Origin of the sequence: Shouchella shacheensis, from assembly GCF_001484965.1 — a bacterium.
GTDB lineage: Bacteria > Bacillota > Bacilli > Bacillales > Bacillaceae_D > Shouchella > Shouchella shacheensis.
Genome location: NZ_KQ947397.1, coordinates 40,398 through 54,630, shown reverse-complemented (window position 1 = coordinate 54,630; position 14,233 = coordinate 40,398). Strand labels below are relative to the sequence as shown.

18 protein-coding genes are annotated in these 14,233 nt (G+C 46.8%); 4 read left to right on the top strand and 14 right to left on the bottom strand.

The window, feature by feature from the left end:
• Nucleotides 1-35: 35 nt before the first annotated feature.
• Nucleotides 36-974 carry a dipeptidase gene (locus tag AVZ68_RS05135; protein WP_059103464.1) on the bottom strand — a complete coding sequence of 313 codons (939 nt, stop codon included), beginning with the start codon at nucleotides 972-974 and terminating at the stop codon, nucleotides 36-38.
• A gap of 81 nt (nucleotides 975-1,055) precedes the next feature.
• Here AVZ68_RS05135 and AVZ68_RS05130 point away from each other — a divergent pair, with 81 nt between their 5' ends.
• Together AVZ68_RS05130 and AVZ68_RS05125 are read left to right on the top strand one after the other, a co-directional pair.
• On the top strand, nucleotides 1,056-1,475 hold the full coding sequence (locus tag AVZ68_RS05130; RefSeq protein ID WP_059103463.1) for an Hsp20/alpha crystallin family protein: 420 nt from the start codon (nucleotides 1,056-1,058) through the stop codon (nucleotides 1,473-1,475).
• 12 nt (nucleotides 1,476-1,487) lie between these two features.
• On the top strand, nucleotides 1,488-1,817 hold the full coding sequence (locus AVZ68_RS05125; protein ID WP_059103462.1) for a YppG family protein: 330 nt from the start codon (nucleotides 1,488-1,490) through the stop codon (nucleotides 1,815-1,817).
• A 102-nt stretch (nucleotides 1,818-1,919) separates the two neighbouring features.
• Here the strand turns inward: AVZ68_RS05125 and AVZ68_RS05120 are convergent, their stop codons facing one another.
• The 8 genes from AVZ68_RS05120 to AVZ68_RS05085 form a co-directional block, all read right to left on the bottom strand.
• Nucleotides 1,920-2,234, bottom strand: coding sequence for an iron-sulfur cluster biosynthesis family protein (locus AVZ68_RS05120; RefSeq protein WP_082676316.1), 315 nt, complete (start codon nucleotides 2,232-2,234; stop codon nucleotides 1,920-1,922).
• 64 nt (nucleotides 2,235-2,298) lie between these two features.
• Nucleotides 2,299-3,519 carry an EAL-associated domain-containing protein gene (locus tag AVZ68_RS05115; RefSeq protein WP_367576327.1) on the bottom strand — a complete coding sequence of 407 codons (1,221 nt, stop codon included), beginning with the start codon at nucleotides 3,517-3,519 and terminating at the stop codon, nucleotides 2,299-2,301.
• Nucleotides 3,520-3,606: 87 nt separating this feature from the next.
• Nucleotides 3,607-4,446, bottom strand: coding sequence for an alpha/beta fold hydrolase (locus AVZ68_RS05110; protein WP_059103461.1), 840 nt, complete (start codon nucleotides 4,444-4,446; stop codon nucleotides 3,607-3,609).
• Nucleotides 4,447-4,685: 239 nt separating this feature from the next.
• Entirely contained in the window at nucleotides 4,686-5,615 is a 930-nt protein-coding gene (metA, locus tag AVZ68_RS05105) for a homoserine O-acetyltransferase MetA (protein ID WP_059103460.1), read from the bottom strand.
• Between the two features lie 195 nt (nucleotides 5,616-5,810).
• Nucleotides 5,811-6,308, bottom strand: a complete 498-nt coding sequence (locus tag AVZ68_RS05100) for a DUF4352 domain-containing protein (protein ID WP_059103459.1) — start codon at nucleotides 6,306-6,308, stop codon at nucleotides 5,811-5,813.
• Nucleotides 6,309-6,385: 77 nt separating this feature from the next.
• A complete protein-coding gene (gene nadE / locus AVZ68_RS05095) occupies nucleotides 6,386-7,216 on the bottom strand; it encodes an NAD(+) synthase (protein WP_059103458.1) in 831 nt (276 codons plus the stop codon).
• Nucleotides 7,213-7,560, bottom strand: coding sequence for a hypothetical protein (locus tag AVZ68_RS05090; RefSeq protein WP_059103457.1), 348 nt, complete (start codon nucleotides 7,558-7,560; stop codon nucleotides 7,213-7,215). The genes nadE and AVZ68_RS05090 overlap by 4 nt, the downstream gene beginning before the upstream one ends.
• Entirely contained in the window at nucleotides 7,560-7,994 is a 435-nt protein-coding gene (locus AVZ68_RS05085; protein WP_082676314.1) for an acyl-CoA thioesterase, read from the bottom strand. Before AVZ68_RS05085 ends, AVZ68_RS05090 begins: the two co-directional genes overlap by 1 nt.
• A 217-nt stretch (nucleotides 7,995-8,211) precedes the next feature.
• Between AVZ68_RS05085 and AVZ68_RS05080 the strand changes: the two genes are divergently transcribed.
• A complete protein-coding gene (locus AVZ68_RS05080) occupies nucleotides 8,212-8,460 on the top strand; it encodes a hypothetical protein (protein WP_059103456.1) in 249 nt (82 codons plus the stop codon).
• Nucleotides 8,461-8,611: 151 nt separating this feature from the next.
• On the opposite strand, the gene AVZ68_RS05075 is transcribed toward AVZ68_RS05080, so the two are convergent.
• The 5 genes from AVZ68_RS05075 to AVZ68_RS05060 all read right to left on the bottom strand — a co-directional run bounded on the left by AVZ68_RS05075 (nucleotide 8,612) and on the right by AVZ68_RS05060 (nucleotide 13,944).
• Complete coding sequence (locus AVZ68_RS05075; protein ID WP_059103455.1) at nucleotides 8,612-10,897, bottom strand: AAA family ATPase; 2,286 nt, start codon at nucleotides 10,895-10,897, stop codon at nucleotides 8,612-8,614.
• A gap of 20 nt (nucleotides 10,898-10,917) precedes the next feature.
• Nucleotides 10,918-12,546 carry a CopD family protein gene (locus AVZ68_RS05070; RefSeq protein WP_059103454.1) on the bottom strand — a complete coding sequence of 543 codons (1,629 nt, stop codon included), beginning with the start codon at nucleotides 12,544-12,546 and terminating at the stop codon, nucleotides 10,918-10,920.
• A 282-nt stretch (nucleotides 12,547-12,828) separates the two neighbouring features.
• Complete coding sequence (locus tag AVZ68_RS05065; RefSeq protein ID WP_059103453.1) at nucleotides 12,829-12,966, bottom strand: acid-soluble spore protein N; 138 nt, start codon at nucleotides 12,964-12,966, stop codon at nucleotides 12,829-12,831.
• A gap of 88 nt (nucleotides 12,967-13,054) precedes the next feature.
• Complete coding sequence (locus AVZ68_RS19705) at nucleotides 13,055-13,183, bottom strand: FbpB family small basic protein (RefSeq protein WP_082676313.1); 129 nt, start codon at nucleotides 13,181-13,183, stop codon at nucleotides 13,055-13,057.
• A 59-nt stretch (nucleotides 13,184-13,242) separates the two neighbouring features.
• Complete coding sequence (locus tag AVZ68_RS05060; protein WP_059103452.1) at nucleotides 13,243-13,944, bottom strand: DUF421 domain-containing protein; 702 nt, start codon at nucleotides 13,942-13,944, stop codon at nucleotides 13,243-13,245.
• A gap of 146 nt (nucleotides 13,945-14,090) precedes the next feature.
• Between AVZ68_RS05060 and AVZ68_RS20830 the strand changes: the two genes are divergently transcribed.
• A complete protein-coding gene (locus AVZ68_RS20830; RefSeq protein ID WP_281176581.1) occupies nucleotides 14,091-14,219 on the top strand; it encodes a hypothetical protein in 129 nt (42 codons plus the stop codon).
• The last annotated feature ends 14 nt before the right edge of the window (nucleotides 14,220-14,233 follow it).

Below are 14,233 nucleotides of genomic sequence, written 5' to 3'. Positions count from 1 at the left end.
AGTTTAGCATATTCCTTCCTTCATCGAAACGATTGTCACAAATTATGAGAATCAAGCACCATTCGCTTAAAATTCTCTCCACTGAACCCTTTAACTTGCTCAGCCGAGAAATGCCTCTCTAACTCTTCCACTAAGTTTGCATAACAACTAGCGTCCTCTAGGCCCTGAACGTGGACTGGAATACCGTCAAAGTCCGATCCAAAGCCAATCAAGTGCACGCCTCCACGCTGACACATATAGTCAATGTGGCGAACGATGTCTGCAATGGTCGCCGTTTCTTTCCCTGTTAGAAATTCAGGATGAAAGACAACGCCGACATAGCCTTTTTGTGTAAAAAGCGCCTCCAGCTGGTCATTTCTTAGATTGCGACGATGCGAGCATAGCGCATAGGCGTTGGAATGGCTGGCAATCGGCTTTTCGGCAAGGGCGATCGCCTCCCAAAATCCCTTCAGGCTTAGGTGGGAGAGATCTGTTAAAATGCCACGTTCGTTGTTCATTTGAATCACTTCGGTGCCAAAGGAAGTCAAACCGGCTCCTCGCACTTCGCCAATGCCATCCGCGCAGAGATTGGCCTCATTCCATGTCAATCCGAGCGAAAGAACGCCGTGGTGATAAAGCCACTCTAGTTTGTTCTTGTCGGTGCCGAGGGCATCCATTCCCTCTAGTGTCAAAATCGCTCCTGTCTCTCCAGGTTGTAGCTTCGGTATCTCTTGGAACGTACGGAGTGGCTTCATCCCTCTGGCAGGAGCGACTTTTTGTTGAAAAGCCTCGACCTGTTCCATGATCACCTGAAATTTTTCCTCCTGAGGGATCGTTGGCGGAACAAACAACGCAAATAGCTGAAGTCCTACTCCTCCCTTTTGCAGCCGATCGGCATTTGTTTCAATCGCCGGGTCGTTTTGAAAGGAACGTTTCGAGTCTTCCCATAGCTTGAGAAGGGCATCGCAATGTGTATCAATGATGCCTTTTGTCATCTTTCTCTTCCTCCTTAAGGGCTCACCTTTTTTACAAGCACAACATACGCTATAGAAGCAATCATGTATGGAGGGATCAACATGTCCGAAGAACGTCCAAGTCAGCGGAATACTCATGACCTAATGTCGTCCATTGATCATTTTTTTCAATCGACCTTTAAACGCTTTCCCCATCAACTGTTTCCGCAGCCCATTCCTATTCGCGTCTCTGAAGAACCGGAGGCCTTTATTGTTGAGGCCGATCTTGCTGGTACAAAAAAGGAACAAATCGAACTTGAAATTATTCGACAGACGCTTGTCATCCGTGTTCATGCCCAAAATGAAATCACCACCTTAGATGAAGATACGCACGCGATTTCCAAGGAAAGCTCTCAGCAAATTCGCGAACGCAGCATCTCTGTGCCTTTTGTTTTTGAAGAAAGCGACGTCAAGACCAAATATTCCAATGGACTGCTTACAGTAACAATCGCTGGCACACGCAAAAAGATCTCAATTACGTAAGGAGGAATTGCCATGTTTCATCAGCCGCCGCGACATGGTTTTGATCCATGGTCACACAGACCATTTCATCCACCCCCTCAGCAGCGTCCAAGGGAGCCGCTATTTGGCAGACGTCCGCAGCATTTTCACGGACGCCCGCTCTCACATCAACATCTTCCGTTTCATCACCACGGACAGCAAGCGCCGGGGCCAAAGGAACGAAAAGTATGGGCTGTTCCGTTCACTAACGAAGAAGGCAAATTTGATATTGGGCGCACGACCACGTCTGTTGATAAATTTATGAAGACGTTTCAGCAAGTATCCCCCTATGTAAAAAAAGCAGGCAGCTTTTTTATTAGGTAGACTTACTCTTTGGAGTAAGTCTATTTCTATAAATGAAACAGCTCTCTTTCTTTTGGCAAAAAGCGAAACCCCGTACTTCAAGAGAGGCACAGGGCTTTCCAACTAATCTTTCGCTTCAAGTGGGCGCACGTTTTGTCCGTAGGCAAGCGTTCCGCCGGGGTTCATCAACTTAAGTCCCTGAGAAGGAATGAAATCGACTTTCACTTCACTACCCATTTCCTCTAGTGCTTTCTCATCGTAAAGAACCTTGATGCCTTCCACCGTGACTTCGTTGTCCTTCTCGTTCACTTCGCCTTCTTGTAAGTAATATTCAACCATCGTGCTACACTCATATGTGTCACGGGCGGCAATGCGAATGACAGCGTAGTTACGTTCATTCAAATAATGAAGGGCTGCATCTGTAAGTGTAATTTTCATAAGGACCGTCTCCTTTCGTCGCTACTATGAATCCTTTTTCCCTTAACCGTCGTGCGAAAAACGTTTACAGAAGCCCATTTTGTTCAAACAAATACTCATAAGGAATATCAATGAAGACATAAAGCGTATCGGTTAGTGGATAGGAATACGTGCGAATATGTTCATCGCGCTCAATATCGGAATATAAATCGGACAGAATTCCTTTCTTTTCTACGTTCATTCGTGCAATGTTCTCAAGAAAATACGGCCGCCAGCTCCAGTTTTTGTAGCGTCCTTCTTGATATAATTCCCATGTGCCGTCCCTCCCTTTTTCAGCGTTGGACGATTGCTGAAACCCGTCCTCGTTGCAAATATACACTCGAAAGGTATACGCATCGAGCGTTCGGGCGATGTTTACAATCATTTGATCGTATGTGTCTTCAGCGTCGATTGTTTTGAGCGCTTGTCTCAGTTTTTGCGTTAAGTCATTGGAAAGCACAAGCTGTGCCGCTACTTTTTGCCGTTCATAGTGGATGAAGTGATGCATGTCTTTTTGCAGTTTCGGCTTGCACAGCTCTCGTTCAACAAAAGCTGGACCCGCCTTCTGCAAATAAGGCCCCTGATAATAACGACCGCCGCTTCGCCAGGCGTAGTTTAGCTGCGTGAACGTTTCCAACCCGTCAAACAAAAGCGTTGCCCCAATTTTCCGTGCGAGCATGGACATCGGTTGGTGGACATCTCGATACAACGCCGGGAGAGAGGTCTCCTCAAGAAAGGAGACATTGACGCGAATCACGTTTGGCTTCAGGATTGCCAAGTTGTCCAGCTGACTGGTGGAAGGACTGTCCACATCTACAGCTATTTGTACGCCTAGGCTTTGAAGATACATCACTGTATGCTTCAGGGAGCCAACCTCCTCACTCATATCTCCGCCCTTTATCCCGATGATCAGTCGACGCAAAGAAACACCTTCTGCTTCACAAAGACGGAGTCGCTCTATGAGGGTTTCGCCTCCATCTTTTGTTAACAGCTTGGCATCATAATTAAAATAGAGAACCCCCTGCTGCCTGCTTTCTATATAACGGGCGAGCGCTACTTCCTGTAAGTAGTCCTCCACTTCCAATCGATATTCTCCAGGGATAGAGCGGTCTTCAAAGAACCATCCCAGCTTTGACATTCGCTTCCCTTCCTGCCACCTGGCGACTACTTCATACCCAATCACAAGTTGTTTGTCAGCACTTAAAATCGGCAAAAAATAAGGGACGACGCACTCCTTATTCATCATGACATCAAGCGGATCCACCATTATCACCTCGTTTGCGCGTCAACTCCTTTTTAGTATAGCATATGGACTCACGCAGACGGCGAAAAGGGCCTTAACTACAGGACATCGCTACACGTTTTTCGCTGCAAAGGAGAGAATCCTCTTAGCGGTCTTTTTGGGATACTCCTCCGCGATCAGATGCCCGCAGCGCTCAAAAACGGTGTGAGTGGCGTTCGGTAAGTCCGTGGCAAGTCTTGCACTTGTCTCTACCGGGATCAATCGGTCTTGCTTTGCACCGATCACCAGTGTGGGGGTCTCGATGGTTTGCAGATCCTCTTGGCTAAGATCCCCTTCTCGTTGCCGTGCCAGATAAAGAAGCGCCTCATAAAAGGAAGGATCTTCGAGCGGGCGACGGTAGCAATCAATCATTTCTTTCGTAATGCAGCGCTTCGAATAGACCACTTGCTCGAGCATCTCGCGTACACTTTGCTGCTTTGTCCATTTTTGCAGCAGATGGGCTGAGTAAGGGGCAAACGTCGCTAGGATGTAGCCGGGCTTTACCCGCCTTAGATAGCCGGAGCTTGCAAGCAGAATGAGCGAGCGCACGAGCGCTTTGTTTCGCTTGGCTACGCAGAGCGCGACCTGCCCGCCCATAGAGTGCCCGACGAGTATGACTCTGGATGCTCCCAACCGCTCCAATAATTCTTCCGTTAGCGTTGCGTAATCACTAAACGAGTAAGCAGCCCCTCTATGCTTACTGCTCCGCCCAAATCCAGGCAGGTCAAACACAACTACCTGATGTGTTTTCGTCAAATACGGGATCAGGCGGTGGTACGAATGGCTGGACGCAATAAATCCATGAATAAGTACAACCACCCCCGCCGCTTTCCCTCTTTTGCATGCGTGTTGCTCCACATAGACGCTGGCGTTATGAATGTAGAAAAAAGAGGCGGAACCAACACCTCGCATAGGCCCACCCTCCCTTATTGCAACTAGTTTGTGCGAAAAACAACAATAAAAACCGACCTTTTGGCCGGTTTTTTGTCTAGCTCCGGCGGCTAGAAGCTCGGGATTTTTCAGTCCTGCCCTGAAATCCAAACCCGGGATTTCTAGTTCAGGCCTTCCAAAATCCGCGCTTCTGGGCAACCCGCCTGCGCTTTTTGGTATTGTCTAGCTCCGGCGGGTTGAAGCCTGCCTATGCTTTGTGTTTAGATTGAGTAATCCGTAACGTCCGTAAAATCATACGGAGTCTCCTGATAAACATAATAGTTGAGCCAGTTGGAAAAAAGTAAATTGGAGTGAGCCCGCCATTGCAAGGGGGGAAGGGATGTCGCATTCCCATTCGGAAAATAATTATGCGGCAGCGCCACTTCTACTCCTTTTGCGAGATCACGCTCGTATTCTTGTTTCAGCGTATGAGCGTCGTACTCGGAATGCCCCATGACAAAGATACGCTTACCGTTTTTGGAACCAGCGATGTAGACGCCAGCTTCCCTTGAAGCACTTAGAATGTCAAGCTCTTCCACTTGCTCAATATCCACTCGGGCCACCGTTGTCAAGCGCGAATGCGGAGCCAAAAATACGTCATCAAACCCCCGAAGCAAGTTCACATTCGGTACTTCTACAGTGTGAGGGTATACCCCAAACAGTTTTTCTGTTAACGGCTGCTTGTTGATCCCGTAATGATGGTACAGTCCCGCCTGTGCTCCCCAGCAAATATGTAGCGTAGAAGTGACGTTCGTTGTCGTCCAATCCAGAATCGACTGTAGCTCACTCCAGTAGTTGACATCGGCAAATGGCAGCGTTTCAATGGGAGCTCCGGTAATAATCATGCCATCAAAACGTTGCTGCTGCACTTCCTCGATCGTCTTGTAGAACATGTTCAAATGAGCCCTTGGAGTATTCTTAGATTCATGCGTACTCGGATGCAGCAGTGAGACATCAATTTGCAAAGGCGTGTTGCCAAGCATGCGAATCAGCTGCGTCTCTGTTTGTTCCTTCGTAGGCATTAAGTTAAGAATAACAATTTTAAGCGGGCGAATATCTTGTGTATACGCTCGACTCTCATTCATCACAAATATATTCTCTTTCGTTAAAATCTCTTTTGCCGGCAAATGATCCGGAATTTTAATTGGCATAGTCCCTCTCCCGTTCTCCGCTCCATCTGTCTTTGAATATTCTTTTAATTTATCATAAAATGGGAAGTGAAGCAAATAGACCGTTTTAGAGAGCATGGCCTAAAAAACACAGAAAAGGATGTCCTTTATAAAAGGGCCCTTTCATTAAAGAAAGAACCCCACCATGCAAGATGGGGGGCTTTTGCCAGAATTACCTTACTCCTCAATTTCAACCGGGAAGAATAGTTGCCCATTTCGAAAATGATCGGTATACACCAGTTCATAGTTTGTCCCTTTTGGAACGTCGTATGCCACTTCCCCGCTAACGGCGCGTCCCGCAGAGATTTGCCCACCAAGAATTCCTTTGGTTTCCACATCAGTGGTGTGCTCATAAGCGTAGTTCTCTTCATCCATCAACGTTAGATTGTAAAGCGAAAAATTAACGGATGAATCGGTGGTGTTCTCAATTGTTACATCCACCAGGACCACTTGCTGCTCGTCCACGTTGCTTTCCTCTGTACGAGCGGAGTTCACCGTCAACTCCATGCCACTTATTTCTTGAGTCTCCCCAAGCTCTGTCGCATCCTTTTCCTCAGAAGATTCACTGCTCGTAGAGGTGGTAGAACCTTCATTTGAAAAATTCCCTGTCGTGAAACCGATAATCAGTATTAAACAAACAGAAAGCCCGAGAAGCACAAGCAGTTTTTCTTTCATGGTTCTTCCTCTCCTCATAAATCCTTAACATGTACACTCTAGGTTATGAACCAAGCGGGTTATTCATGACAGGTAGCTTAGCTTTTCCACCACACGTCGTAAAGGGATGGCGGCTGCTGACGCTTGTGTTCGGTTTTATCGTAACGCTCTTCCAACTTCTTTGCGATTTCCGCGTCGATTTCTTTTCCTTCAAGATAATCGTCAATTTGTTCATACGTCATTCCGAGCGCCTCTTCATCCGGCAATCCGGGCTTATCGTCCTCCAAATCAGCCGTAGGTACTTTCGTGTACAGCTCCTTTGGCGCACCTAATTCTTTTAAAAGCGCCCGTCCCTGTCGTTTATTGAGACCAAATAACGGGACAATGTCGCAAGCACCGTCGCCAAATTTCGTGAAAAAACCTGTGACAGCTTCAGCCGCATGGTCGGTGCCAATAACGAGACAACCAAAGTGAGCAGCAATGTCAAACTGGACTTTCATTCTTTCTCTTGCTTTTGTGTTTCCTTTGAGAAAGTTGGACAGAGAATCCTCGACAGCCTCCTGAAATGCTTGATTAGAGGCATCCACAGCGGGCTTAATATTGACCGTATGCACATGGTCTGTACCGATAAATGAAAGCGCGACCTTTGCATCGTCTTCATCATGCTGCTCCCCGTAAGGAAGACGAATCGCGTGAAACTGATATCCCCCCTCCTGGGTCTCCTCGTTTAATTGCTTCACTGCCATTTGGGCGAGCTTAGCTGCAAGGGAGGAATCCTGTCCACCTGAAATTCCGAGCACGAATCCTTTGGCGCCTGCTTTCTTCACATATAATTTCAGGAAGTCAATGCGCCGCTTGATTTCTGCGGTCGGATTCATTTTCGGCTGAGTATGTAGAGCTTCCATGATTTCTTTTTGTTTCTCCGTCATTTAAAACGCCTCCTTGATCTTACTCTCGTCCGTTCAAGGCTTGCTCCATCCGAAAAACGCTCAAGCTGTCCAAGCTTTCCCTCTGCATGGAGGATTTCTTGTTGATGCGCCCCCAAAAGATCAAAGTGTGAGAAGGTTTCACGATGGTGAAGCCACTCTGGCTTCAGCCCATAGCTCTGACCCCAGGCAATCAATTTATTCCTATCTGCGCACGCTGCTTTCGTCACGGTTCGATGCTCTGGGAAGCGCTTGTCATACCATAGATGAGTGAGGAGGGCGATTTCGCCTCGGTTTGCCCGCTCTTTCCATTCGTCCAGCTCTCCTCTAGTGATGCCAAATGCCATCAGTGTTCTCTCCTACTTGCTTTTAATTTTTCATACGTTTGATACCATTCCGGGAATGCTTTTTTGAAACGGACCGGACGAAATGTGTCCTTTTTCACAATGATATGGGTCGTATAACCTGTCACACAAAGATCGCCCTCACCGTTTAGAATGTTATAGCTATAAACCGTCTTCACACCGTCGTTAAGCGAGATCCATGTTTCCACTTTCGCTTCTTCGCCGTAACGAAGAGCCTTTTTATAGGTTGCTTGAACATCATAGACGGGAGCGTAGTAACCCGCTTCTTCCATTTCCATGTAGCTATAGCCGACGTCTTTAATGAAGGCCGTTCGCCCCATTTCAAAAAATTTCAAATAGTTAGCGTGATAAATGACTCCCATCATATCTGTATCAGCGTAGTGCAGTTCAATAGTTCTCGCGACTTTATAAACCAACGACCGTGGCACCTCTCTTCTCTGTTTCCCTTTGTTTCTTCCTCGTAAACGCCGGCTCTCTTCTAGTGATTAATATGCAAATTATAACACATTCTGACTTTATTATGTAAGGAAAACCTCATTGAAGTTAGCGTCCCCAAAGTTATCTATAAAGAGATTAGACGTGTTTGCCTGGAGTGATATACTTGTAGAAAACTAACTTTTGAGGAGCATTTCTATGTTAATTCAACTAAAAGTAAAAGTCGACACACTGAACGAGCAAAACAGCATTTCGATCCCAACCGACATTTTCACAGATCCAGCTCTTTCCCCCGAGGCTCTTGGACTGTTGCTCTTCCTCTACTCGACGAACGAAACTGAGTTTGAATACGAGCGACTTAAGGGAACTCCACTGAGCGGTGAGGAACTTCAGGCGGCTCTCGACAATTTGCAAGAAAACGGCTATATCGAAAAGGCTAGCCATTAAAACCAGAAAGTGCAGGTGAGTCGGTCCGGAGCGAGGATTTTGGAAGGCCTGCACTTGAAATCTCGTCCTTGGATTTCAGGGCAGGACTGAAAAATCCCGAGCTTCTACCCGCCGAAGCTAGATAATACCGAAAAGCAAGGACAACCGGAGGCTATCCTTGCTTTTCTACGGCTTGTCGTGCTTGCTTGACGTCTTCTTCGTTGAGCTGAAGAAATTCTTCTCCCGGGATATCGTTTTCCCGAACTCGAACCGCCTGTTCAACGGCCAGCATCTCCATAAAAAGGGAAACAAAACGCCCATTTCCACTATGCCCTTGAGGAGGTATCGCTTTTTTGGCCGCCTTCAACCCCTCTTTTGTCCACGTATATCCAAACCTCTTCGTCCTTGCCTCAAGCATCGCAAACAGCTCACCCGCGCTATAGCTTGGAAAAACGATCTCTTTGCGCACCCGGGAGGAGAGTCCTCGATTCTTGGCAAGAAGAGCGTTCATTTCCTTCTGGTAGCCGGCAAAAATTACGACAAGATTTTCCTCGTGGGCGGTCATGGCAGAGATAAGGGCAGTTAACGACTCGTCTCCAAAATCATTCGCACCGCCTTGTGCGAGCGAGTATGCTTCATCGATAAAAAGCACCCCACCTAACGCGTCTTGAATCACCTGCTCGGTCTTGATCGCGGTTTGACCCATGTAGCCGGAGACAAGATCAACTCTTGTTGCTGTGACAAGATGCCCACGCTTAAGAAGACCAATCTCATGCAACGCTCTAGCATAAAGCTTTGCAACGGTCGTTTTTCCTGTTCCTGGAGGGCCTGTAAATACGGTGTGCAAGGGCATCGGCAGCATCTTTTCCCCAAGACGACGGCGGCGCTCCTTCACTTCCGCAAAAGCCGTTAGTTTCTTGAGTTCTGTTTTCACCGTTTCCAATCCAATCAGCTCATCTAGCTCAAGTAGAGCCTTTCTTTTCTGTTCACCCGTCTCATTCTTTACATGGTCTGCCCTCAGGAGTATCAAGTTTTCCTCGTCCGAGTTTTTTCCACGGGCTCCTTTGTCAAAAATCGCATCCGTGACAATACTGTGGACCGTTCGTGCATTTCCAAATGTATCATCGACCTGTGCTTTTTCAATACGTGCCTCAATTGCAGGCAGTGCCTCCTGAGTAAACACAAAATCATTTTCAACCGCCAGCTTTTCCGCGATCTGCAAAAGCTCCTTCGTATTGTAATTGGGCAAATGCAACTGGTTTTGTTCAGGAAACCGGCTTCTGAGACCTGGATTCGAACGCAAGAAGGCGCGCATCTCTTTTGGATACCCCGCAAGTACAACCGCAAAATTCCCCGCATATGCCCCACTTGTCATGGCAGCCACCAACGTATCAATCGCTGCCTGTCCGTAGTCATTTCCCGCTTGGCCTTCACGCTTCAAGCTATACGCTTCATCTATGAACAGCACCCCTCCCGAAGCTCTCTCAATGGCAGCGATGGTTTGTTCCTCGGTTTGACCGACATAGCCAGCCACAAGCTGTGAACGATCGACCTCCCAAACTTCTGGCTTTTTAAGGAGACCTAGCTCGTAATAAATGGTTGCGATTAAGCGAGCAAGCGTCGTTTTCCCTGTCCCTGGATTGCCAGTTAAAATCATGTTCAGATTGAGAAGAGACTTGGTTTGAAGCCCTTTTTCTCTTCGCGCCTGTTGATACGCGAGGAACGAATACATGTCTCTCACACGTTGTTTCACCGTATGAAGACCAATCATCTCACCGAGTTGTTGTAACGCCGTAGGCGCTTCAGTTTCTCCGAGTAACGACTCAACCGTTTGATACCAAAGCTCTGTCTTCTCTTCCGCTTTGCCAAGCAAAGCGCGCAGCCGCACGAAATACGAACGGGCGAAGTGGATCCCTTGAAAGGACTGCAACAGTTCATCGGTAACGTGGGCAAGCTCTTCGTGAAGCTCTTTGAAGTCTTCAAACTGTCTTTTCAGCGAATAGGCTTGCTTCATGCGACCATTTAAAGACTCCTGCGACTTGAAAACTTCTTTTGGAAATAACATGATCACGCGGTTGTATTCTTGCAAAAAAGCATGTGCCTGCTCGTTCAGTTGGTTAACCACCTGCTTTTTCATTTTTGGCTGGTCCGTTTCACGCAAAAGAGGCCAGCTTCTAGGAATAAGTGCTTCCTCGCGCAGCTGCACGAGAGCGTCCTCAAATCGTAGCTGCTGCAAGCAATCGTCTTCTGGCAAAATTTCACCTGCCTCCCGCAACCAATCGTTGAGGAAGACGTCCACCTCTTGACGGCGCTCAAAGCGCAGAGAGGCCAGCTCGATCAAATGAGACGCATACTCTTCTTTCTTCTGTTGCTTTGCTTCTTCCGTCCAATGGTGCAAGCTGCGCCATAAGGCTGCTTCCTGCTGCGTTTTGTTTTCACCTTTCTCTATTTCTTTCATCGTCCACTCCTTGACTGGTGTTAGTGAGCATGCCCCTGATGGATCATGCTGCGCTTGTGCTCTTCATTTAGAAGATTGCCTCCTTCGTCTATAAAGCGAAACAGATGCTCTTCCTCATACGTCACATTCTCACTCACAACGGAAAGGATGAAATCGCCTTTTACGAAGGCAGGATACGTTTCTTCTGAAAAAGCAATCTCTGCTGCCTCAACCCCATCTGGCTCGGCCACATAGCCAATCGATACATAGGTTGTGGCCAATTCTTCATCGACCCAGTCATTGCTTAAATACATAAAGGTTTCCATAAACTGTTGATTGTCTCTGAGGAACCCGTCCTCAATCGTTACGGTTGCATCTAAATATTTTCGATACCCTTCTTCTTCTAACTGAAGACGTTCTGCCACAAGGTCTCGTTCATTTACTTTGTACATGGCCACAATAGATGATTCACCATAATCAAACGTTTCCAGAAGCTCAAATTCATCGGATTCTTCAAATTCAACGCCAATGGCTTCTTCCACTGTCTCGTGGACCGTTAAGTTCACAGGAATCTCCCCTGGCGTAATGCCCGTCATCAAACCAAAATAAGCACTAATAAAGAAAACTGCGACTGGAATCGTCGTATAAATCGTCTCCTTTTTCCACCAAGCGAAGAAAAGTGCAGCTAAGAGCGCACAGGCGGCGAGGACAAGCAGTAGAATTGAGATGAGGCCTGGCGAGAACCCAAGCAGCTGATTGTCCAAAAGCGGTTCACTTAAGAATGCTGTCGTGAAACTGTTCATCGGCTCAACCTGCAACGTTCGAAGGACCTCATGAGGCGGGGGGTGTTGGGTCATAAACGCCGTCACTGCAAGTATAAGAAAAGCCAATGACGATTCTGAGCGAAACGAACGCTTTAGTTCGTTCCCAGATAGCTCCCTGCCTTTCCCACTGAGCACAAGAAAATGCCTAAATCCATACACAAGCAATGGCACAAACAGCAGATGCTTAATCAAAAGAAGCTGTCCATAGGTTAATAGCCAGCCATTCATATAATCTGGCTGCATCTCGCCCATGAGAACGAAGCCGCTAATAATAAGCAAAAGAACAGCAAAAACGCTAAGGGTAGAAAACCACTGGTGTAGCTTCCTTTGGCTACTGATAGACGTCGTGAAAAAACCGAGCAAAAACAGCGGACCGATCCAAAAGGAGACCGAAAATAAATGAATGACATTGGCGAGAAATCCTTGTGTTCCCGCCACAGACGCCCCGTGACTGGAAAGACTGACACTCCCGATCATCGCTACAACGCCAGCTAACAGCAAGATATGTGCGAACATGGGCACTTTGTCTCGCAAAAATGTCCATACGATGAGCATCACGATCGTTATCCCTGAGGTCAAGAGCAGTGAAAGCCCGATCGCGCTGTCACTCACTGTATTAAGAAAGGACTCTTGTAACGGGATGGACAGAAAAGAAGCATAGATGACAGATAGACGCACAACTTCCACAAAGAGGAGAAGTGGAGTGGCTAGGATGAGACCAAGCACTACCTTACTCCCTATGGTTAGGGGCATCCTCCGGTCTTTTGGCAAGACATTTAAGATGAAGTAGCCAGCTAAACAGGCAAAAACTAAATATAAACAAATATTTACAGCTGATTCAAGCATTGAACATTCCCCTATTGAACAATAATAAAGATCGTGCCCCTATCATAGCAGTAAACACACCGCTAGTGAATGAAAGTGCTTGAATGTAGAAAGAATGTCAAAAAACGAAAGACAAAAGCCGGTCTACACACAAGCACTACACTTAGCCGGGCAAAAGGGTGGGTAGCAATAGTACGTTCCTAGATCCGATCGCTTGCATCGGAAGTTCCTATTGAATCTCGCTGCAGGCTGTTCCGCTCGAGCTAACAAAAAAACCGCCAGGACTCTGACGGTTTAACGGGACTACCCTTTTGGCGGGACATAATCCGGTTGTTCATTTGACTTGTTCGCTACTTTTTTCCCGTTGTTACGCGTGAATTTACGCGGCTGGGTGCCTAAATGATCCGGTCGATACTGCATGTAGCCATTTTTATGACTCATTCCTCATCCCCCCATGCACTTATAGTCTCCACTAAAAGAAACCCTCATGCATGTATGAAAATGCTAAAGGATCCCAGTCATTGGCACTTTATTTGGGCAACGAGTGACGACGCTCAAAACGATCTTCTAATCGCTCCAATTCTCGTTCGTCTTGCATGAGACGCTCGCGGTTTTGCCGTATAAGCTCAGCATAGGACAATTTTCTGAGTTTACGCACGTTTGCTCACCTACTTTCTATGAGCAGTATTTCACGTTATGAGAATCTTTAAACCTTTTTTAACGAGGAGAAACAAACATAGAGCCCGACTCGTCAATGGTCATAAAAAAGATATCTCCTGGACTTTTGTAACCTCTTTTTGTCAGTTGATCCGCAAGCCATTGCTCATTTCCAACTGTTTTTAGGTTCTCTTCCAGTACAACTCCATCTTCAATTACCACGGTTGGGTACCCTTTCCGCGCTTTAGATAGATTCATGTCTTCCAGCGTTAGGCTCTCATATTCAGTTTTTTTGATTACACTGATCCTTCCGTTCATTTCAAGAATCGCATAATCGACTTCGTTCAAATCACCGATATTATTTAAACGCAAATCCATGACAAATGAGTCGAGCGTGATTTTCATTCGTTTTAATTGCTTCGGTAAGAGCTGTCCATCCCGCATAAGAACCACAGGTGCTGCTTCCACAACTCGTCTAAGTCTCGTCGATTTTAATGAGAAAAACGCTAATCCAAGGTGAAGAATAGCAACGAGAGCGGCGGCACTAACGGGGCCAGCAAGAGGTAATTCCCCATCTGTTAGCGGCTCTCCTAGAATATCCCCGATAACAACACCGAAAATAAAATCAAGGGCATCAATGGAACTCATCGTCCGCTGCCCGAGCACTCGCACAATGAGAAAGATATACAGATAAACAACAAAAGCACGAATGACAAAGCCATAGATCGGAAGTGAATCCGATCCTGTCCAAAAATCAAACACCTATAATCACTCCTACCCCTCATGCGCTCTTTGTAGTGTGTTCAAGGCTCATGCTTTTATACGACAGATCATTCCTCTTTTAGACAGGGAGTTCTAACAACCGAGCCACCCTCATACGCTTGACCAAACGACTGAGGAGGAATGAGATGAAAAACAACAATCTTGCCAAACGTTTAGTTCTTGAGTTGGAAACCAAACTCAAACGCAGGTTAACAAAAAAAGAGAAAGCACTGCTCCAATGGAGCGCGCGATGCCAAGAGCCTTCTCCCAAATGAGTGGTAACTTCTCT

Bases quoted from the DNA above. Each gene is read 5' to 3' on its own strand.
- AVZ68_RS05135 (WP_059103464.1), bottom strand. From the start codon at position 974: ATGACAAAAGGCATCATTGATACACATTGCGATGCCCTTCTCAAGCTA.
- AVZ68_RS05130 (WP_059103463.1), top strand. From the start codon at position 1,056: ATGTCCGAAGAACGTCCAAGTCAGCGGAATACTCATGACCTAATGTCG.
- AVZ68_RS05125 (WP_059103462.1), top strand. From the start codon at position 1,488: ATGTTTCATCAGCCGCCGCGACATGGTTTTGATCCATGGTCACACAGA.
- AVZ68_RS05120 (WP_082676316.1), bottom strand. From the start codon at position 2,234: ATGAAAATTACACTTACAGATGCAGCCCTTCATTATTTGAATGAACGT.
- AVZ68_RS05115 (WP_367576327.1), bottom strand. From the start codon at position 3,519: ATGGTGGATCCGCTTGATGTCATGATGAATAAGGAGTGCGTCGTCCCT.
- AVZ68_RS05110 (WP_059103461.1), bottom strand. From the start codon at position 4,446: ATGCGAGGTGTTGGTTCCGCCTCTTTTTTCTACATTCATAACGCCAGC.
- metA (WP_059103460.1), bottom strand. From the start codon at position 5,615: ATGCCAATTAAAATTCCGGATCATTTGCCGGCAAAAGAGATTTTAACG.
- AVZ68_RS05100 (WP_059103459.1), bottom strand. From the start codon at position 6,308: ATGAAAGAAAAACTGCTTGTGCTTCTCGGGCTTTCTGTTTGTTTAATA.
- nadE (WP_059103458.1), bottom strand. From the start codon at position 7,216: ATGACGGAGAAACAAAAAGAAATCATGGAAGCTCTACATACTCAGCCG.
- AVZ68_RS05090 (WP_059103457.1), bottom strand. From the start codon at position 7,560: ATGGCATTTGGCATCACTAGAGGAGAGCTGGACGAATGGAAAGAGCGG.
- AVZ68_RS05080 (WP_059103456.1), top strand. From the start codon at position 8,212: ATGTTAATTCAACTAAAAGTAAAAGTCGACACACTGAACGAGCAAAAC.
- AVZ68_RS05075 (WP_059103455.1), bottom strand. From the start codon at position 10,897: ATGAAAGAAATAGAGAAAGGTGAAAACAAAACGCAGCAGGAAGCAGCC.
- AVZ68_RS05070 (WP_059103454.1), bottom strand. From the start codon at position 12,546: ATGCTTGAATCAGCTGTAAATATTTGTTTATATTTAGTTTTTGCCTGT.
- AVZ68_RS05065 (WP_059103453.1), bottom strand. From the start codon at position 12,966: ATGAGTCATAAAAATGGCTACATGCAGTATCGACCGGATCATTTAGGC.
- AVZ68_RS20830 (WP_281176581.1), top strand. From the start codon at position 14,091: ATGAAAAACAACAATCTTGCCAAACGTTTAGTTCTTGAGTTGGAAACC.